The sequence below is a fragment of the Bradyrhizobium sp. CCBAU 51753 genome, assembly GCF_015291565.1.
Classification (GTDB): Bacteria; Pseudomonadota; Alphaproteobacteria; order Rhizobiales; family Xanthobacteraceae; genus Bradyrhizobium; species Bradyrhizobium ivorense.
This window is the reverse complement of the sequence record NZ_CP030037.1, coordinates 481295-501557: the sequence shown is the minus strand read 5'-3', so window position 1 is coordinate 501557 and position 20263 is coordinate 481295. Positions and strand designations below refer to the sequence as shown.

General features: G+C 65.9%; 13 protein-coding genes. 10 read left to right on the top strand and 3 right to left on the bottom strand.

Annotation, left to right across the window (positions count from 1 at the left end; translation table 11 throughout):
• Window positions 1–4 precede the first annotated feature (4 nt).
• Both XH93_RS02345 and XH93_RS02340 read left to right on the top strand, forming a co-directional pair.
• Window positions 5–2053 (top strand): AsmA family protein, encoded by a 2049-nt coding sequence (locus XH93_RS02345; RefSeq protein WP_194472237.1) that lies wholly within the window; start codon window positions 5–7, stop codon window positions 2051–2053.
• A 126-nt stretch (window positions 2054–2179) separates the two neighbouring features.
• On the top strand, window positions 2180–4609 hold the full coding sequence (locus XH93_RS02340) for an adenylate/guanylate cyclase domain-containing protein (protein ID WP_194472236.1): 2430 nt from the start codon (window positions 2180–2182) through the stop codon (window positions 4607–4609).
• Window positions 4610–5511: 902 nt separating this feature from the next.
• Here XH93_RS02340 and XH93_RS02335 read toward each other — a convergent pair.
• On the bottom strand, window positions 5512–7434 hold the full coding sequence (locus XH93_RS02335) for a hypothetical protein (RefSeq protein ID WP_194472235.1): 1923 nt from the start codon (window positions 7432–7434) through the stop codon (window positions 5512–5514).
• 254 nt (window positions 7435–7688) lie between these two features.
• Here XH93_RS02335 and XH93_RS02330 point away from each other — a divergent pair, with 254 nt between their 5' ends.
• Entirely contained in the window at window positions 7689–8561 is an 873-nt protein-coding gene (locus XH93_RS02330; RefSeq protein ID WP_194472234.1) for an efflux RND transporter periplasmic adaptor subunit, read from the top strand.
• 419 nt (window positions 8562–8980) lie between these two features.
• Here the strand turns inward: XH93_RS02330 and XH93_RS02325 are convergent, their stop codons facing one another.
• The gene (locus XH93_RS02325) at window positions 8981–9838 is read right to left on the bottom strand and encodes a caspase family protein (RefSeq protein ID WP_194472233.1); all 858 of its coding nucleotides are present in this window, start codon (window positions 9836–9838) and stop codon (window positions 8981–8983) included.
• 367 nt (window positions 9839–10205) lie between these two features.
• Here XH93_RS02325 and XH93_RS02320 point away from each other — a divergent pair, with 367 nt between their 5' ends.
• From XH93_RS02320 to XH93_RS02305, 4 genes are all read left to right on the top strand, one after another.
• Window positions 10206–11933 carry a hypothetical protein gene (locus XH93_RS02320; RefSeq protein WP_194474959.1) on the top strand — a complete coding sequence of 576 codons (1728 nt, stop codon included), beginning with the start codon at window positions 10206–10208 and terminating at the stop codon, window positions 11931–11933.
• A gap of 213 nt (window positions 11934–12146) precedes the next feature.
• Window positions 12147–12869 carry a thermonuclease family protein gene (locus XH93_RS02315; RefSeq protein ID WP_194472232.1) on the top strand — a complete coding sequence of 241 codons (723 nt, stop codon included), beginning with the start codon at window positions 12147–12149 and terminating at the stop codon, window positions 12867–12869.
• Window positions 12870–13071: 202 nt separating this feature from the next.
• Window positions 13072–13911, top strand: coding sequence for an LssY C-terminal domain-containing protein (locus XH93_RS02310; RefSeq protein WP_246799465.1), 840 nt, complete (start codon window positions 13072–13074; stop codon window positions 13909–13911).
• 145 nt (window positions 13912–14056) lie between these two features.
• Window positions 14057–15241 (top strand): alanine--glyoxylate aminotransferase family protein, encoded by a 1185-nt coding sequence (locus tag XH93_RS02305; protein WP_194472231.1) that lies wholly within the window; start codon window positions 14057–14059, stop codon window positions 15239–15241.
• A 193-nt stretch (window positions 15242–15434) separates the two neighbouring features.
• Here XH93_RS02305 and XH93_RS02300 read toward each other — a convergent pair whose 3' ends face one another.
• Entirely contained in the window at window positions 15435–15752 is a 318-nt protein-coding gene (locus XH93_RS02300; protein ID WP_194472230.1) for a GIY-YIG nuclease family protein, read from the bottom strand.
• Window positions 15753–16162: 410 nt separating this feature from the next.
• On the opposite strand from XH93_RS02300, the gene XH93_RS02295 reads away from it, so the two are divergent.
• From XH93_RS02295 to XH93_RS02285, 3 genes are all read left to right on the top strand, one after another.
• Entirely contained in the window at window positions 16163–17215 is a 1053-nt protein-coding gene (locus XH93_RS02295; RefSeq protein ID WP_246799773.1) for an ABC transporter ATP-binding protein, read from the top strand.
• A 16-nt stretch (window positions 17216–17231) separates the two neighbouring features.
• Window positions 17232–18296 (top strand): extracellular solute-binding protein, encoded by a 1065-nt coding sequence (locus XH93_RS02290; protein WP_194472228.1) that lies wholly within the window; start codon window positions 17232–17234, stop codon window positions 18294–18296.
• A gap of 190 nt (window positions 18297–18486) precedes the next feature.
• Window positions 18487–20202, top strand: coding sequence for an iron ABC transporter permease (locus XH93_RS02285; protein ID WP_194472227.1), 1716 nt, complete (start codon window positions 18487–18489; stop codon window positions 20200–20202).
• Window positions 20203–20263: the final 61 nt, after the last annotated feature.

Sequence of the window (20263 nt, the reverse complement as noted above, 5' to 3'; positions counted from 1 at the left end):
CGAGATGAGAGCATTGAAACTTGCCGGCGCCGCCCTCGCCGCCGTGATCGCGATCATCGCGCTGGTCGCGGTGACCGGGATCCCGTCCGGGTTCCTCACGAAGGCGATCGCCGAGCGGGTCGAGCGCGAGACCGGCTACAAGCTCACGATCAATGGCGGCGCCAAAATCGGGCTGTGGCCGGCCGTCACGCTCACGCTGAACGATGTCGTGTTGCAGGATCCCGCCGAGCGCGAGGTCAACAACCGGTTTGCGGCTGCGAGCATCGAGGCGGAGATGACGCTTTCGAGCCTGTGGTCGGGCCAGCCCGACATCACGGATCTCTCGATCGTCCGTCCCGTGATCAACCTGCCGCTGCAGCGCGAGCGCACGCCCGATCATCAGCCGCCGGCGAAGTCAGCCGCCTCCAACAACGCCATCACGATCCGGCATGTCGGCGTCACCGGCGGCACCATCGTGCTCTCCAATGTGCGCGACCGGGTCGAGAACCGGATCGAGACGCTGAATGGCGATGCGACGATCGGCGACGACCGCAAGATCGTCGTCACCGGCAATGCGCGCGCCGGCGACAGGCCGCTGAAGTTCGAGATCCGCGCCACCGCGCCGCCTCAGCCGATCGCGCAGCAGACCGTGCCTGCCGAGTTCAACATCGATGCGCCTGGCCTGCTGCCGGCCGTGATCAAGGCCAATGCCGAGGTGCAGCTGAACGGCACTGTGGTGATGTTCAACGGCGTCTCCGGCACGCTCGGCGACGGCGGTTTTACGGGCTGGGCCTCGGTCGACCTCGCCAGCAACAAGCCGCTGGTGAAGCTCGATCTCGATTTCCAGCGCATTGCGATCGCGGCGCCCGGCCAGTCCGGCGCGGCGCAGCCGCTCGGCACCAACGCCTGGAGCAACGCCACGATCGATCTGACCGGGCTCAATTATGTCGACGCGCAGGCGCGCATTTCGACACCGGAGCTTTTGATCGGCGACGGCCGCTTCACCCAAGCCGCGATCGACACGACGCTCGATGGTGGCGTGCTGAAGGGCCGGCTCGCCAATCTCGCCGCCTATGAGGGCACCGCCAACGGCGATCTCAGCATCGACGCCCGCACCGCTACCCCTAGCTACGCGCTGCGGCTCGATCTCGCCGGCGTGCGCGCGCTGCCGGTGCTGAAGAGCGTTGCCGAGTTCGACAAGCTCGACGGCAAGATGCAGGCGAAGATCACGCTGGCTTCGCAAGGCACGAGCGAACGCGCCATCGTCGGCAATCTCAGCGGCACCGCGTTCACGGTGTTTCAGGACGGCAAGATTCTCGGCCTCAACGTCGCGCAGATGATCCGCAACCTGACCTCCGGCACGCTGTCCGGCTGGCAGGAGGGCCAGGAGTTGTCGACCGATCTGTCGCAGCTCTCGGCCTCGTTCAAGCTCGACAGGGGCCAGGCCGTCACCACCGACCTCAATCTGATCGGTCCGCTGGTGAAGGTGACCGGGGTCGGCACCGTCGACCTCAACACGCGGCAGATCGGGTTCCGCGTCGAGCCGCAGCTCGTGCTGACCACCGAGGGCCAGGGCCGCGCCGGCAATCCGGTCGGCTTCGGCATCCCCGTGATGATCGAGGGGCCCTGGGTGTCGCCAAGAATCTATCCGGAGATGCAGGGCATCCTCGATAACCCCGAGGCGGCCTATGCCCGGCTCAAGCAGATGGGCCAGGGCCTGTTCGGGCCGAACGGCGAGGGGCTGGCGCAAGGCCTGAGCGGTCTGACCAACCTGCTCAACGGCGCGCAGGGCGGCGGCAACCCCACGCAACCGGGCAGCGGCGGCGGCCAAGGCAATTCCCCCGGCGATCCGCTCGGCGGGCAGCTCGGCAATACCATCGGCAGCCTGTTGCAGCAGGGCCTGTCCACGCTCAACCAGGGCGGCGCGTCGCGTCCGAGCCGCAGCCTGGCCCAGCCCCCGTCCGCCACCGACCAGGCCGCGCCGCCCCCGCCCGCCAGCCCGCCGCAGGCCGACAGCCAGCAGCAGGACAATCCGGCGATGAACGAGGTGCTGCGGCAGCTGTTCAATCGCTGATATCGCCCCGCCGACATACCGGGCTAACCATGCGGCCCCAGCGCCCGCCTCGCGTCCCCGATCCATGCTAAACAGGCCCCGATCGTGCGGCGCACCCGATGCAATTGAAGGGGCGGACGAGGCTGGATGACCGGGGCTGAGACCAAGGGCTGGTTCCTGCGCGGGGGCTTGTTCGCCAAATACGTCCTCGCGCTGGTCGGCCTTGTCGTGTTCGTGCTGGCGGTGAACGGCGCGCTGGAGACCTGGATCAGCTACCGCGCCATCAAGAGTTCGCTGACCGATGCGATGGGCGAGAAGGCCGACGCGACGGCAAAACGCATCGAGCAGTCGATCGCCGACCTCGAGCGCCAGATCTCCTGGGTCACCCGCGCCTCCTCCAACACCATCGAGCTGCGCCGCGCCGACTATGCGCAATTGCTCGGCCAGGTGCCGGCGGTGAGCCAGCTGACGCTGCTGAGCGGCAGCGGGCGCGAGCTGCTGCGGCTGTCGCGCCAGACCACGATCATCAACTCCAACGCCGACTTCTCGCGCGACGTCCGCTTCACCGAGACGGTGAGCCGTGGCACCGCCTATGCGCCGGCCTATTTCCGCGACGCGCGGCCCTTTATGTCGATGGGCGAGCAGCATTCCGGCGTCAATGCCGGCGTCACTGTGGCCGAGATCGACCTGCGCTTCCTCGGCGAATTCCTCGGCGATTCCCAGGTCGGCCGCCTCGCCTCCGCCTATGTCGTCGATCCCAAAGGCCGCGTGCTGGCGGCCTCGTCGAAGGGCCCGGAGATCGGCCGCGACCTCTCCGCGCTGCCGCAGATCGCCGCCGCGCTCGCCGCGGGCGGCAGGGCGCCGGCCGCCGGCACCGACAGCGACGGCCATGCGGTGCTGACCACAGCAAGCGCGATGCAAAATCTCGGCTGGCTGGTGTTCTTCGAGCAGCCGACCGCGCAGGCGCTGTCCCCGATCCGCGATCAGCTGGTGCGCATCGCGCTGTTGATCGCGCTCGGCCTCGTGCTCGCGATCATCGCCGGCACGATTTTGGCGCGGCGCATGCTGGTGCCGATCACCGCGCTGCGCACCGGCGCGCATCGGCTCGGCGCCGGCGATTTCGGCCACCGCATCGAGGTCAAGACCAAGGACGAGCTGGAAGAGCTCGCCGGCCAGTTCAACAGCATGGCCGCCCAGCTGGCCGAAACCTATTCCGGCCTCGAGGCCAAGGTGAAGGAGCGCACGCGCGACCTCGCGCAATCGGTCAACGAGCTGAAGGTGCTCGAGGAGGTCGGCCGCGCGGTGGCCTCCTCGCTCGACCTCAACGCCGTGCTGCCGACGGTCGCCGCCCGCGCGCTCGAGATCACCCATGCCGACGCCGTGCTGATCTACGGCTACGAGCCCGCGCGCCGCATCTTCACCCTGACGCAATCGATCGGCATCGACGGCGAGGTCGAGGGCCGCCACCGCGCCATCGACGCCAGCGGCAGCCCGCTCGGCGAGGCGGCGGCGCGGGGCGAGCCGCTCGCGATCCCCGACCTCGAAGCAGACTCCGATCATCCGCTGCGCGAGATTGTCGTCGGCGCCGGCTTCCACTCGGTGCTGGTGGTGCCGCTGGTCGACCAGCAGGGCGTGCTCGGCGCGCTGGTGGTGCTGCGCAAGGCGGCCGGCGACTTCCCCGAAAGCCTGATCGGCCTGATGAAGACCTTTGCGCACCAGGCGGTGCTGGCGATGCGCAACGCGCGGCTGTTCACCGAGGTCGACCAGAAGAGCCACGCGCTGGAGGAAGCCAACACCACCGTGCGCGAGCAGGCCGACAAGCTGCGTGAGCAGACCGAACAGCTCAAGGACTGGAACAAGTCGCTGGAGGCGCGGGTCGAGACCCAGCTTTCCGAGATCGAGCGCATCCGCAAGCTCGAGCGTTTCCTGGCGCCGCAGGTGGCGCAGCTGATCGCCGCCTCCGACGGCCATGAGGGACTGCTCGACAGCCACCGCCGCGAGGTGACGGTGGTGTTCTGCGACCTGCGCGGCTTCACGGCGTTCACCGAGGCGACCGAGCCGGAAGAGGCGATGAACGTGCTGCGCGAATATCACGCGGCGCTCGGCAAGCTGATCTTCAAATACGAGGGCACGCTCGACCGCTATGCCGGCGACGGCGTGATGATCCTGTTCAACGCGCCGATCCAGCTCGAAGGCCACACGCAGCGCGCGGTGAAGATGGCGGTGGAGATGCGCGACACGATCGGCGCGCTGACCGAGAAGTGGCGCAACCGCGGGCACAGCCTGGGCTTCGGCATCGGCATCGCGCTCGGCTACGCCACGCTCGGCCAGGTCGGCTTCGAGCAGCGGCTGGAATACGCCGCGATCGGCAGCGTCACCAACCTCGCCTCCCGCCTCTGCGGCGAGGCCAAGGCCGGCCAGATCGTGGTGAGCCGAAGGGTCTACGGCATGGTCGAACCCTACGTCGAAGGCCGCGCCATCGACGACCTCGTGCTGAAGGGATTCAATCACCCGATTTTGGCCGCGGAGATTCTGCGGTGGAAGGGTGAGCCGAGCGCGGAAGCGGCGGCGGAGTAGGCCGCGCTGCTTCCGGTCTTCCCCAGCGCAACCACTCGGTCCCGTCATCCTGAGGTGCGAGCCCTGCGGCGCATTTGCGCCGCTGGGCGAGCCTCGAAGGATGCACGGCCCCGCTCGTGCCCGTCGACCCTTCGAGGCTCGCCAAGAGGCGAGCACCTCCAGCGACAACGGCAAAGCCGTTGCGCGGGGGTGACGGTTCGGCAGTGGGCACCGCTGCGGCAATCGTTCTGATTTGACTGTCAAACAGCTAAGGGCGTGGAGACAACCGTCCGCATCCTCGCGGCGCAACGCGCCCGAGCTGTGCGATCGTCTCACCCTCTGCAAACTGAGAGGGCGCAGGGAAGGCCGGGTGCCGATTGCACCCGTGGGTCCCGTGCAAAAAAGCACGGGAGGTAGGACCACAGGTTCAACCGGAAACATCCGGCCTTCCCTGCGCAATGGTTTGACGGCTTATACGTGCTCTTCCCGGTGAGACTAGGCTTTGTTGTCACCGCCTTCGCAGAACGCTTGCGCGCTCCGCGACTGGGCACCTGCCACTTGGGCGCCAGAACCACACGACTTCGCCGTACGCCAGCCCGCGCGCATCGTCCTCGCGCCGCCAACGTCCATCGCATCCCACCGCACGTCCGTGACGCTCGCGAAACGCCCCTCTCGCCGGGCGGGACGGGGGTGGTTTTACACGTGAGTTGGGTGGGAGTCAAGAAGAATTACGAAAATCCGAACAGCAGCCGAAAAAGCTCTGAGGCGGTCGGCGCGATATCTATGAAGGGCACTCGTGCAGCGGCGCCGAGTCTCACGGCACATAAATCCTTTTAGCCGTGGATGTTGCCATCCCTGCGTGAACTCCGGTCGTTGTCAGTCGGATGGCTAACCTGCGTCGCTACTCGCTCCCCGAGAAAGCCTCACTCGATCCGTTTCGATAGGTCGATCCCAATAACGGTGATATCTTCGACATTTGGATGGTTACCGGCGATTGAGCTCCAGTGTTCGCGGAGCGCTCCGAGCAACTGATTGAAATCTACTCGATCTCCCGAGGGAAGCCGCCATTGCCGTCCATTCGAGCCATTCACCAATACAAAGATGCCGCGCATCGAGCGGTTGTCACGCAAGTAATCGCCTGAAAGTTGGACCTCCAGCCTTTCGAATAAACGCGGCCCCGTCCAACGCTCCGCCAATTTCAACTCGGCCGGCACCGGCGCGTCAAAACCAGCGCCGTGAAACCGCAGGTCCGGGCGCTTTGCGTCGGCCAATTCCTCCTCTTGCGTGATCGTATATCGTCCACGAGCTTTCCCACGGAGTTCGTGCGCGAGAAAATTTCGCATCTCGGTTTCTTCAACGCGCCGGAGAACTCGCGCCACACTTTCGTCGCCGTTCTCAAGGTCATCCTGAAGGTCAATAAGTCGCATTATCGCTAAATCGGCCAGCTCGCGATGGTTCGTCGGTGTACGATCCAGATGCTGATGAAAGTCCCGGACTTGGGCTGGCGACCACGGAGCCAGGTCCGCATCCTGTACCGCCTTGCCGTACGCGAAGGACACGAGCCACGGCCGAGAGGCGGCTTTTGGATGCTGGATCGCAATTTCCGACAGCGCGACGAAGGCCTCCTTACCCGGGATTTGCTTGAGCTGATTGAAGAGCGCATTCCGCGCGTCTTGAGCGTTGTCGCGTAGTCCGGGCGAATAGACTCCTCCACCTATTCTACTAATATCGTCGTCTTCGCGCACATACGCTTGCATCAATATGGGGCGCGAGAGAAGCGCCTGCTGATCGCGATCATTCCAGTCCGACAAGATCATTCGAACAGGGATGCCCTTGTTATTGTGAGAGCCATCCGGCACCTGGATAGTCGGCTCCTTTCCCAAGATGGACGCCGCCGCGAGTAAGCGCGCACCTTCCCGCGCGCGCACAGCCGGGAGTGGTTGTATCTCGCGATGGTTTTGGTCGCGCTCCTCTAGACGGCGATGAACACTGTTCTGCATCAGTTCCAAGCGTGTACCGATGCGGCACTCCTTTACCCAAAAGTCAACCAGCTCTTCCAGATCTTGCGGTCTAGTCGTGAACGATCCGGCGTCGGCGCGTTCGATTTCCTCAAGAAATGCTTGTGTGTCCGTTACGCCGCGGTTCTGCGCGAACACTTTTATTTGTGACATCGAGAGATCGTCGAGGGTCACAATTCGGAACACTGGCGGCAACTCCTCTTCACCCGAGTGCTCTGTAGGAACAGTCTCGACATCGAGAACGTCTTCTAACAAGCCTTCTTCTTGCGCATTATGCACAACGCGCCTATTGGCCTCCGAAGCAAAGGGAAGACAGCGCTCACACAATTCGATATCTGTTCTGGCGCGCCAAGCGCTCGCGCGACCTGTGAGAACGATGTGCGCACGGGCAGTCGCCGACTGAATGCGGCGGCCGATTTTTCGGACGGCAAGTTCGAAGTCACCAGGGTTACGAAGCCGCGCCTCGTCTACGGAGTCGAGTAGCAGCCATGCCTCGTCGGTTGAAGCTAGCCACTCTGTAAATTCTTCGAAGGTGCCAACCTCGAATGCATCTTCGAGATCATTAGAAATATGCTCAAGGCGCATGAAGAACGCCCTTTTTCCTTCGGTGCGGAGCTGTTTTGCCGCCTGTCGAATCTCCACTGTCTTGCCAGTACCTGCCTCAGACAAGACTACCGTTCGATATCCCTTCAGGAGGTCGTCCCAATGCAGACGCGGACCCACGGAATAGGCTCGGTTTAACTCGAAGGCATCGCTCTCTCGGGCATACTTGGCGAGTTCGTGAAACGAACGTTCCAACTGGACGAAGTCATTTGGCGCTATGGGCATGGCTTTGAGCCTATCAGAGTCGCAGCCAGCAGGGAGCGCAGGCGTCTCCGCGGTGTGTAAAGATCGCTCACGTCGCGGGCGACACCGAGCGAACCGCGAACTTTTTTTGCTTATTTATCAGAAAGTTGAATTCCGATGACCTCTCCGACAAAGTGAGAGGCGGTCATAGCAAGCACGCCACCCGCCACTGTCGCTGGCCGCCCCCTCCCCCATCTGCTATTCAAGGCCCCGCATATTTTGGGAATGATCCGCCGATGACGTCCCGTTTTTTCCGGTCCGCCCTCGCCTCCGCGCTGCTGCTGCTCGCCGCGTCGCCCGCGCTCGCCGCCGGCGAAACCGACGCCACGCCGAAGGGCGCCGCGGTCACCGTGCTGAAAGCCTCGAAATTCTGCTTCGACAATATCGCCGAGGTCACCGGCTTCGTGCTGCCGCGCGACGAGCAGCAGGTTCGGCCCGAGCGGTTCGGGCTGAAGGTGGCGGAGGTGAAGGTCGATGCCGGGGACAATGTCGCCGCGGGGCAGGTGCTGGCGCGGCTGACCGACGGGGCGAACTCGGTCAACGTCACCGCGCCGGTGGCGGGGACGATCTCGGCCTCGACGGCGGTGGTCGGCGCACCGGCCTCGGCCAAGGGCGAGGCGCTGTTCTCGATCATCGCCAAGAGCGAGTACGACCTGGTCGGCCTGGTGCCGACCCGCGACATCGCCAGGCTGAAGACCGAGCAGACGGCGCGGATCAGGATCTCCGGCGCCGGCGATCTCGACGGGAAGGTGCGGCTGATCGCGCCGACGGTCGAGCCGAACAGCCAGCTCGGCCGGGTGTTCGTCGGCATCGCCGGCGACAAGCGGCTGCTGGTGAATTCTTCCGGCCGGGCGCAGATCAAGACCGGGCAGAGCTGCGGGGTGGCGGTGCCGCTGACCGCGATCCTCTATTCCACCGCCGGCACCGTGGTGCAGGTGGTGCGCGGCGGCCGGGTCGAGACCCGGCGGGTGGAGACCGGGCTGATGTCGGCCGGCCAGGTCGAGATCCGCGACGGCGTCCAGGACGGCGACATCGTGGTCGCCCGCGCCGGCGCGCTGCTGCGCGAGGGCGATCCGGTGCGGCCGGTGGGGAATGCGGACGCGAAGTGAGGGCGGGCGGTGATGGCGGCTCGCGATGCGTGATGCGTCGTCCAGCGGAGCAAGCGGTACCCCTCACCCTAGCCCTCTCCCACAAGGGGAGAGGGAACCCGACCGCCGGTGGCTTCCTTACGTGACGCTACTCATGCAGACGCGCGACACGGATGTGAGGTGAGCACGGCTCTCAGGCTCCCTCTCCCCTTGTGGGAGAGGGTTGGGGTGAGGGGTATCTCTCCATGCGGCCCGCCGTGCGGAGAGATACCCCTCACCCGGATTGCATCTGGCGATGCAATCCGGCCTCTCCCACAGGGGGAGAGGCGAAGCGGAGCAAGCGGCCGCGGCGCGACGGCTGATCGTGGTGGTTGGGTCCCGGCCCCCCGTGCGCAATTGCGCACTAGGCCGGGACGACGTGGAGAGAATTACGCCCGGGCCTAGCCGCCGAGCTTGATGTCTTCGAGCAGCGACGACGACACGCTCGGGATCTGCTCGCCTTCGGAGGCGCGGGTGATGGCGAGGCGGGTCTTGTTGAAGGCGCTTTCGGCGCCGGCCTGGGCCGAGAGGTTGTTGAGCAGCTCGGAGACCAGCACGCTGTTCGCCGTCTTGCCGTCGTCGGCGACCTTGCCCGGCGTCGCCGAGGTCAGGACCAGCGTGTTCTCCGGCGGGGAGATCGGGGCGAGGCCGTGCGAGAAGGCGCGGAAACGGCGCTCATAGGGATTGCGGCGCGAGGCATCGAGCACGACCAGTTTTGCTTTGGCGCCCTGCTGCTTCATGGCGTCGAGCACCGCTTCGACGCTGACGCCGGTGCGCTTGACGTCGGCTTCCTTCCAGATCGCGGCGTCGACCGGGATCATGTAACTTTCACGACCCACCTGCACGCCGTAGCCGCCGAAGAACAGCATCACCACGGTGTCGGGCGTGATCTTCGCCTTCATCCGCTCGACCGCGCGGAGCATGTCGTCGCGGGTCGCGTCCTCGACGACATCGACGTCAAAACCCTCGTGGCGCAGCGCGGCCGACAGCATGCGGGCGTCGTTGATCGGCTGCAGCAAGGGCGCCGATGCGTCCGGGTAACGGCCGTTGCCGATCACCAGCGCGACGCGGGAGGCGGCGTGCGCGATCGAGCCGGTCACCTCGGTGGCGGCAGTTCCACTGGTAAAGGTTTTGGCGACATCGCCCGAACGCTTGGTGTTGAGCGCAGCGTGGGCGCCGATCGCCAGCGACACCGTGCCGGCCGCCGCGACGGCGAAAGCAAGGGTGCGGCGGGAGATGCGAAGCTGCCGAAGGTTCATGGCGTTCCCAATCATTTTCCCAAAGGCGCTCAAGTGAAGGCCGCGCCAGTTAGTCGCGTTAAACACGGTCAGGTTTAATGGGGTTGCGATGCGTCTTGCCGTTGAATTGAACTCAATTTGCGGCGTTGCAACAAGCACTCCCTTAACCCGATCGGGTGCGCGGGGCAACCCGGTTTGGCGCATGTGGCCGGGGCGGAGAGACACTTGACGGAGTTAAGATTTCGTTTTGTGAGGTCAGTCACATTTGCAACTCCCAAGGATTCATGTAGCTTTCCAAGGACTTGCGCGATTGGGGGCGGACCGGTCGAACATGCCGCACCCTGCGGCGTTAACCGGTTCCTTGGGAAAGAGATCCAACTTGAGCTTGCTGGATTTTCACGGAATCGCCGGCGCCGTGTGCCGGTCGCTGACGGCGAGCAAGGACGGCCCGTCGCTGTACGACGTCTGCGACCCCGTGCTGCAGAGCTACCAGGGCGGCGATGCCCATCTCGGACAATTTTACCGGACCGCGCTCGGCAATCCGCCGCTGCGCGCGCTGCTCCGTCGCACCGGCCTGCCGGCGCTGAAGGACGGCGAACGGCTGGCGGGCCTGCGCGCCGCGCTGGTCGCCGCCCGCGACGAGGCGGCGCCGGACTGGGCCGCGGTCGGCGCCCCCGTTGCGGCGCTGATGGACGATCTCGGCGTGCGCCACCCGGCCCCGCCGGCGGCCGGCGCGCCGGGCCGCCCGCCTGACCTGGCGCAAATCGAGCGCGTGATCCGCCTGACCGGCGCGCATCTGTTGCGTTCGTTCCGCCGCAACGGCTTCATCCCGACCTATGCCGCGTTCAACCTGATCGGCGACCCCGACATGGGCGGCCGCGAGATGCTGATGGCGCTGACCGGGCTGAACGCCCGTGGCTACAAGAACTCGACCCTGCTGTTCTCCCTCGCCCGCATCTTCATCGCGCATTCGCCGGCGCGGGCGCTGGTCAACCCGCCGTGGCGCGGCATCGCCGAGCCGATGTGGGAGCCGGTGCAGATCCGCCACCGCTCGGCCTATTACGACGCCTTCTTCACCGAGGCGCTGCTCGGCCTGCTCGAGAGCGGGCTGGCATCGCCGGGCGAGGCCGTCGCGGCACGGCACGCGATCGCCGAGATGGTGGAGTTCTGCCTCAAGACCAGCGCCGAGGAGGTGCATTCGCAGGACGGCTCCGCGGTGAAGGTGATCACCGCGCTGGCGCCGGGCAAGCATCCGCGCTTCTCACGCTTCTTCGCCCAGATCAAGCAGGACCTCGGCTTCGGCATCTATGTGCCGGACTGCGACACCACCGCCTGCGCGTTCTCGGCCGCGACCCAGGCCGGCTCCGACGATCCGATCCTGGGCCAGCCGCTAGTCGATTTCTACCGCGGCTACCAGGTGCGCGCCGGCGCCAACGAGCCCCGCGTCACCGTGCCGCTCAACGACCACATCGACTATGAGGGCGGCGTCGTCACCTGGATCGACAACCTCAGGGGCGAGCGGCCCTATGGCAACGATCTCGACCCGACGCTGAACCTCGACATCCTCGAGGTCTCGTTCCGCAACCTCAAGCGCTGGAAGATCATCGAGACGCCGCAGCGGCTGGAGACGCTGCATCGCATCATCGCCTTCCAGCAGAAGCTGGTGGAAAGCGGCGCGTTCAAAAATCCGCGCTCGCATATCTATTACCTGCCGGAGCTGTACTCGGCCTATTTCGGCCGCTGCTACGCCGCCTTCGTCGCGCTGCCGCTGACCGCACAGCGCATCATCGATCCGCACAATCTGTTCGCGCTGATCCGCGCCCGCGTGCTCGGCTATGTCAAGGACGAGTTGATCACCCATGAGATGAACCCGTTCGACGCGGCGCTGGCGCTGATGGCGCTGGCGCATCTCGACGCCGAGCCTTCGAGCTTCACGCCGGCGCTGCACTGCATCGTGCAGCATCTCGGCGAGGGCGGCCGCAAGGGGCCGTACAAGGCCTATGAGTGGAACAAGATGAAGACGCCGACGCGGATTCTGGTCGGCGGGCCGGAGGTGACGTCGGCGTTCGTGCTGATCGCGCTGGCGCTCGCGCGGAAACGGATGGCGGGCGCTTAGCTTCTCTCATCGTCATTCCGGGATGGCCCGAAGGACCAGACCCGGAATCTCGAGATTCCGGGTTCGATGCTCCGCATCGCCCCGGAATGACATTGCGGTGGATGACGCGAAGTTGAAACCGTCTGCAACACAACGCCACTGGCATGGCTGCCCAATTGCCCGCACAATCCTTCGGCACTGACAATTGATTGCTTCACCCCATCGGGATTGCCGATGCTCAAGACGTTGCTCACCGCTGCCCTGCTGCTGTCACCGACGCTGGCGTTCGCCGCCGACATCACCGGCGTGCCGAAGATTCGCGACGGCGACCAGCTCCTGATCGGCTCGACCCGGATCCGGCTCGGCGGCGTCGACGCGCCGTCGACCGACCAGCTCTGCCTCAACACCAAGGGCGAGCGCTGGACCTGCGGGGTCGCGGCGCGCGACGAGCTGATCAAGCATGCCGGCCACAAGAGCTGGACCTGCCACGCCCGTTCGGTCGATCGCCGCGGCCGCACCGTGGCGCGCTGCGAGGTCGACGGCGAGGACATCCAGAAATGGCTGGTCGAGAACGGCTGGGCGCTGGCCTTCACCCGCATCTCGCGCGACTACGAGGCCGACGAGAAGGCCGCGCGCGAGGCCAAGGCCGGGATGTGGCAGGGCGCGTTCATCGCGCCGTGGGACTGGCGCGTGCGCAACAAGAAGACCCATGTGCTCGGCGCGGTGAAGCCGCCGGAGGGCGCGCTCGCGATCCTGCTCGCCTCCGCCTCGGGTGCGGTCGCGCCATCGCCCGACTGCACCATCAAGGGCAACGTCAACCGCTCCGGCGAATGCATCTTCCACCAGCGCACCAGCCGCTGGTACGCCAAGATCGAGATGAAGATTTCCAAGGGCACCCGCTGGTTCTGCTCGGTCGAGGAGGCCGAAGCCGCCGGCTGCCGCGAGACCCGGCGCTGATCTCTGCGGATGCGCTCGATCGCCGCATGGGGCGCCCGGCCAAACCAGCGAAAACAACCCCATGCAAAGTAGCCGGCAGCCGGGGTTCGGCGCGGCAACTTGACACGTCGGGCAATCCAGCGGTATTCCATTATTCCGAAATCATGTAAGTTCCCCCCTCGCCCCGCTTGCGGGAGGGGTGACGCGGGTCGCGGATAGTCTGTTGGACGCTCAGACCGACATCAATGCCAATCCAGACCCCGCGCGCCGCGGCCGGCTGCGCCGCGCGCAGCTGTTGCTGCTGCTGGTGCTGACGACCTACCTGCTGGTGGCCTATCTGCTGCTGCCGGCGTTCTGGACCCATTACGAGCACCAGAAGGGCCTCGCCAGCCTGCCGATGGTGACGCGCACCGCACAGGGCATTCCCGGCGATCCCATGAACATCGGCCTGATCGGCGACGTCAGAGACGTGGTCTGCGCGATGCATCAAGCGGGCTGGTATCCGGCCGATCCGGTCACGCTGCGCTCCTCGATCGCGATCGTCGGCAGCGTGCTGCTCGATCGTCCCTACAAGGATGCGCCGGTGAGCAGCCTGTTCTATCTCGGCCGCCGCGAGGACCTCGCCTTCGAGAAGCCGGTCGGGGTGAGCGCCGACCGCCGCAACCATGTGCGGTTCTGGAAAGTGCTCGACCAGGGCGAGGAGAAGCGCCCGGTCTGGCTCGGTGCTGCGACGCTCGACCGCAGCGTCGGCATCAGCCACTACACCGGCGCGGTGACCCACCACATCGCGGCCGACCTCGACGCCGAACGCGCGCTGCTCGCCGGCGATCTGGAATCGGCAGGAATGGTCACCACGAAATATCAGGTCACCGGCATCGGGCCGACCTTCGACGGCCGCAATGGCGGCGGCGATCTTTATTTCACCGACGGCGAAATCTGGGTGCTGCGGCTGGTCGAGGCCTGCAGCAGGCATGACGGTCCGGTTGAAAGGATCCCGAGCCCGGCGATGACCGAATTCAAGGACCAGGTCTGGCACGCGGTGATGCAGGCGATCGGCAAATGAGACGGCTGTAATCAGGCGGTGTTCTGCGCTTTTCGAAGCTCTGGATTGCTCCGTCCTGCTCGCAATCGGCGGCCCGATGGCCTATCCTTCGCCCTTGACCCCTCACACGCATGATTTGCGCACCTCACCCACAAGGACCACGACAATGACCGTTCGCGCGGGCCGGGAATTTCTGGCCATCCCCGGGCCCACCACGATGCCGGATCAGGTGCTGCAGGCGATGCATCGCCCGGCGCTCGACATCTACTCGGCCGAGATGATCGAGCTGACCGAGAGCCTGCTGCGCGACCTGTCAAAGCTGTTCGCGACCCAAGGCAAGTCCTACATCTACATCTCCAACGGTCACGGCGCCTGGGAAGCGACGCTGTCCAACGTGCTGTCGCGCGGCGACAAGGTGCTGGTGCTGGAGAGCGGCCGCTTCGCGATCGGCTGGGGCCAGGCCGCGGCCGCGATGGGCGCCGAGGTCGAGGTGCTGAAAGGCGACTGGCGCCGCGCCATTCGTCCGGCCGAGGTCGAGGAGCGGCTGCGGCGCGACAAGGAGCATACGATCAAGGCGATCCTCGCGGTGCAGGTCGACACCGCCTCGGGCGCCTATAACGACATCGAGGCGATCGGCAAGGCGATCAAGGCCGCCGGCCATCCCGCGCTGTTCATGGTCGACACCGTGGCCTCGCTCGGCTGCACGCCGTTCGAGATGGACAAATGGTACATCGACGTCGCGATGTCCGGCTCGCAGAAGGGCCTGATGACGCCGCCCGGCCTCGGCTTCGTCGCCGCCAGCGACCGCGCCTTCGAGGCGCACAAGAAGGCCGATCTGCGCACACCCTATTGGGACTGGACCGAGCGCGAAGGCAGCGAGCACTACCGCAAATATGCCGGCACCGCGCCGGTGCATCTCTTGTTCGCTTTGCGCGAGGCGATCAACATGATCCACGCCGAAGGCTTGGATAACGCCTTCGAGCGGCACCGCCTGCTCGGCGAAACGGTGCGCCGCGCGGTGGCGGTGTGGGCCGAGGGCCAGGTGCTCGGCTTCAACATCGCGGAAGCCGCCGAGCGCTCCAACACGGTGACGACGGTGACCGTGAAGGGCGCCGACCCCGCCGCGATCCAGCGCTATGCCAAGGAAAAATGCGGCGTGGTGCTCGGCACCGGCATCGGCGACCTGCAGGGCCAGGCCTTCCGCATCGCCCATATGGGCCACGTCAACGCGCCGATGGTGCTCGGCACGCTCGGCGTCATCGAAGTCGCCCTCGCCGCCCTGAAAATCCCCCACGGCCGCGGCGGCGTCGACGCCGCCGTGCAGTGGCTGGGGGAGAATGTGAAGGCGTAGAGTTGGAGCGCGGCCTTCGGACCCGTCATCCTGAGGTGCGAGCCTTGCGGCGCAATTGCGCCGCTGGGCGAGCCTCGAAGGATGCACGGCCCTGCTGTCGACGTCTGCACGGTCTCTTCTTCGCGGCCACAGGGGCCGTTCATCCTTCGAGGCTCGCCGAAGAGGCTCGCACCTCAGGATGACGGGGAGGGAATCATTCCACGTCAGATTTGGCGCGCGGAGCCCCAGCGCGACGGCGCGCCAGACGGCTGATGGTTTCCCAATCGGATTTTATGAGGGCTTCCTTCTTCGTCCGGCCCCAGCCCTTGATCTGCCGTTCCGCCGCGATGCCGTCAGCGATGCGATCGAAGTATTCTGACCAGACGAGGACGACCGGTCGCCGGTTGTAAGTATAGCCCGGGAAAGCGCCCGCATTGTGCTGATCGACGCGTGGCGCCAGATCGTCGCCCGTTGCGCTACCGACATAGAAGGAATTGTCGGCGCAGCGAAGCATATAAACGTAGATGCCCATCGCCGTTGTCCACGATACACCGGGATTGAGCATACTTCGCCGCGACCAGCGGGCAAGCGTTCGTCGAATGTTTCAGCATTCCGCAAACGACGTACCGTCATCCTGAGGTGCGAGCCTCTTCGGCGAGCCTCGAAGGATCGACGGCCCCGCTGCAGCCGCGAACGAACACTTGCACGCGGAACCAGCCGGGCCGTCGATCCTTCGAGGCTCGCCCAGCGGCGCAATTGCGCCGCAAGGCTCGCACCTCAGGATGACGGGACGAGATTAACTGGATGACGGGGAAGGAATGCGTGCGACGCATTGCTAAGAGCCTCCGCACTTTTCGTCGTCCCCGTTTTCCGCTTTACTGCCGGCAACAGCCGGGCACGGATCCCTGCGAGAGAACAAGATGGAGGGATCGCTTGGCGGCGGTGGAGTTGCGCGGGCTGGTCAAGCGGTTTGGGTCGTTTGTCGCGGTCGATGATGTCTCGCTCACGATCGATCACGGCCAGTTGGTCTGCCTGCTCGGGCCGTCGGGCTGCGGCAAGACCACGACGCTGCGGCTGATCGCCGGATTCCTGGAACCCAGCGGCGGCGAGATCCGGGTCGGCGAGCGCGTGGTGTCGTCGCGGGCGCGCACGCTGCCGCCCGAGCAGCGCAACATGTCGATGATCTTCCAGAGCTACGCGCTGTGGCCGCACATGACGGTGGCCGAGAACATCGTCTACGGCCTGCGCATCCGCAAGATCGATCGCGACACCATTGCGAAAAAGCTCGCCGCGATCCTGGCGACCACCAAGCTGGAAGCGCTGGCGCAGCGCTATCCGGGCGAGCTCTCCGGCGGCCAGCAGCAGCGCGTCGCGCTGGCGCGCGCGCTGATCGTCGGCCCGGAGACGCTGCTGCTCGACGAGCCGCTGTCGAACCTCGATGCGAATTTGCGCGAGGAGATGCGGTTCGAGATCCGCCGGCTGCACGACGAGTATCGCTACACCACGGTCTATGTCACCCACGACCAGTCGGAGGCGATGACCACCGCCGACCTGATCGCGGTGATGAATGCCGGCAAGATCGACCAGCTCGGCACGCCGGAAGACATTTACGCACGGCCGGAATCCGAATTCGTCGCGCGCTTCATCGGCGCCGCCAATGTGATCAAGGGCACCGCGCGCGACGAGAGCCATGTCGAATTCGCCGGTGCGACCTTGCAGGTGGTCGGCGCAAAACTCACCGCCGGCCAGAGCGCGCCGGTCGCGATCCGCCAGCACGAAATCCTGCTGTCGACGCAGGCGCCCACGGCGCAGCAAAACACCATCAAGGCCACCGTGACGCGGCAGGTCTATCTCGGCATGAACCGCGACTACATGGTGGAGACACCTGATGGCACGTCGTTGCGCGTGACCACGCCGACCGAGACCGCGGTCGACAGAGGCAGCGAGGTCTGGCTGACCTTGCCGCCGGCGCGCTGCCGCGCACTCAGCCGATAAGGGACGGAGCGACGCGATGCGGAAGCGGATTTCCAGACGCGATATCCTGAAAGGCTCGGCCACGCTTGCGCTCGGCGCGGTGTTCGCCTCTCCCGCGCGCGCCGGAGCGCCGGAGCCGACTTCGATCACGCCCGAGCTCGTCGCCGCCGCGAAGAAGGACGGCAGACTGGTGTTCTATTCGTCGATGGACCTGCCGGTCGGCGAGAAACTCGGCAAGGCGTTCGAGGCGGCCTATCCCGGGATTACCGTGCAGATCGAGCGCTCCGGCTCGGAGCGGCTGTTCCAGCGCGTCGCGCAGGAATTCGACTCCAACATCCACGCCGCCGATGTCGTCAACAGCGCCGACGCTTCGCACTTCATCCCCTGGAAGAAGAGCGGCTGGCTGATGCCGTTCGTGCCCGAGGACGTCGCGAAATATTTTCCGGAAAGCTACCGCGATCCGGACGGCATGGCCGTGACCACGCGGCTGTGGCTGTCGTCGATCGCCTACAACACCAATCTGGTGAAGGCCGAGGACGTGCCGAAGAGCTTTGCCGATTTGCTCGACCCGAAATGGGCCGGCAAGATGGTGAAGGGCCACCCGGCCTATAGCGGCACCATTATGACCACGACGTTCCAGCTGGTGCGCGAGCTCGGCTGGCCCTATCTGGAGAAGCTGGCCAAGCAGCGCGTGATGCAGGTGCAGTCGTCGACCGATCCGCCGAAAAAGCTGTCGCTCGGCGAGCGCGCGGTGATGGCCGACGGCAATGAATACGGCATCGTACTGCTGAAGGAAGCGGGCCAGCCGGTCGAGCCGGTTTATCCGAGCGAAGGCACGCCGACGATCTCGGGGCCGACCGGCATCTTCGCCAGCGCGCCGCATCCGAGCGCCGCAAAGCTGTTCCAGGCCTGGCTGCACAGCCGCGAGACCCAGCAATTCTTCGTCGACTTCACCGCGCAGCATTCGGTGCACTCGCAGGTGACGCCGAAGGCGGGCCGGCGCAAGCTCTCCGACATCAAACTGATGAAGGAGGATCCGGCCGGCGTCGAGGCGATGACCGAAGAGATCAAGACGCGCTATGCGCGGCTATTTCGGGTGTGAGAATGCCGAGCGCGGTGCGCACGTCCTCGCCTCGCCCCGCTTGCGGGGAGAGGCCGACGCGCATCGCAAGATGCGCGGCGGGTGAGGGGGACTCTCCGCGCATTCGGTACATGTGGAAGCAGCCCCTCACCCCTCCCTCTCCCCGCGAAGAGCGGGGCGAGGGGGCTAAAAGAGCTTGCCGCGGATCAACATGACAATAACCACCACCTCCCCCGCCAAATCCCGCATCGACTGGACACGCCCGGTGCTGTGGCTGTTCGCCGCCGTGCTCGTCCTGCTGATCCTGCTGCCGCTGTCGTGGCTTGCGGTGTTTGCCTTCACCGACAAGGGCCGGCACCCGACGCTTGCGAATTTCGTCACGCTGTTCAGCAATCCGGATTTCCTCGATCCGCTGTGGACGACCGCCGTCATCGCGACCACCTCCGCCGTGATCTGCTGCATCGTCGCGGCGCCGATCAGCTGGCTGGTGTCGCGCACCGACATGCCGGGGCGGCAGACCATCCGCGCGCTGGTGACCGCGTCGTTCGTGACGCCGCCGTTCCTCGGCGCAGTCGCGTGGGAGTTGCTGGCGGCGCCGAATTCGGGGCTGCTCAACCAGCTCTACCGGCTGTTCGTCGGCGAGGACGCCGACGCGCTGTTCAACATCTATTCGCTGACGGGGATCATCTTCGTGATCTCCTGCTACACCTTTCCGTTCGTGTTCGTGCTGGTGGCGAACGCGCTCGACACCATGCCGGGCGAGCTGGAAGACGCCTCCGCGATCCTCGGCGGCAAGGCCTGGACCACGGCGCGGCGGGTGACGATCCCGCTGGCGCTGCCGGCGCTGGTCGCAGGCGCGCTGATCGCGTTCCTGCAGGCGATGACGCTGTTCGGCTCGCCGGCGATCCTGGCGCTGCCGGCCGGCTTCCACACCATGACGACCAAGATCTGGAGCCTGTTCCAGTATCCGCCGAAGCTCGAGCTCGCCGCCGCCGCCGCGGTGCCGCTGCTGCTGCTGACGATCCTGCTGCTGCAGGGCCAGAAGGCGCTGCTCGGCCGCCGCGGCTATTCCGTGATCGGCGGCAAATACGGCGCGCCGCGCCGGGTAGAGCTGAAAGGCTGGCGCTGGGCGGCGCTCGGCTTCTGTCTCCTGGTGCTGCTCAACCCGGTGTTCCTGCCCTATCTCGCGCTGCTCAACGCCGCGTTCTCGCCGAACGCCACCACGCTGGTGACGCCGTCGACGGCGACGCTGCACAACATCGTGTTCGTGTTCACCGAGCTGTCGTCGACGCAGCTTGCGCTGAAGAACACGGTGATCCTGGGCACCGCGACAGCGACGATCGGCACCATCCTCGCGCTCGTGATCGCCTATGTCACGACGCGAAAAGTGATCGCGGGCCACCGCGTGCTCGGCTTCCTCGCCACCGCGCCGGTCGCCGTGCCCGGCATCGTGCTCGGCGTCGGCCTGTTCCTGAGCTATACGCGGCCGCCCTTCGTGCTCTACGGCACGCTGTGGATCCTGCTGCTCGCCTTCCTCACCATCAATTTGCCGTCGGCCTATCAGCAATTGCAGGCGGCGTTCGCCACCATCCATCCCGAGCTCGAGGAGGCCAGCCGCATCCTCGGCGCGACGCGGCTGCAGGCGCTGCGCCAGATCACCGCGCCGCTCTTGCGCACCGGCGTGATCGCGACCTGGTGCTTCATCTTCATCGGCGTGATGCGGGAATTGTCGGCGGCGATCGTGCTGTTCACCTCGCAGACCAAGGTGCTGTCGGTGCTGATCTACGACCTCAACGAAGGCGGCGACCTCGCCGCGATCGCGGTGCTCGGCATCGCGATGCTGGTGATCACGTTTGCGGTGGTGCTGGCGGTGAACCAGATTCCGATGTCCGGCGGCAATGCCGGGGCGAAGCTGCGGAACGGGTAGCGGCGCTCTTTCCCCGTCATTGCGAGCCAACGGGTCGCGCGAACGCGCGCCCGATGACAGG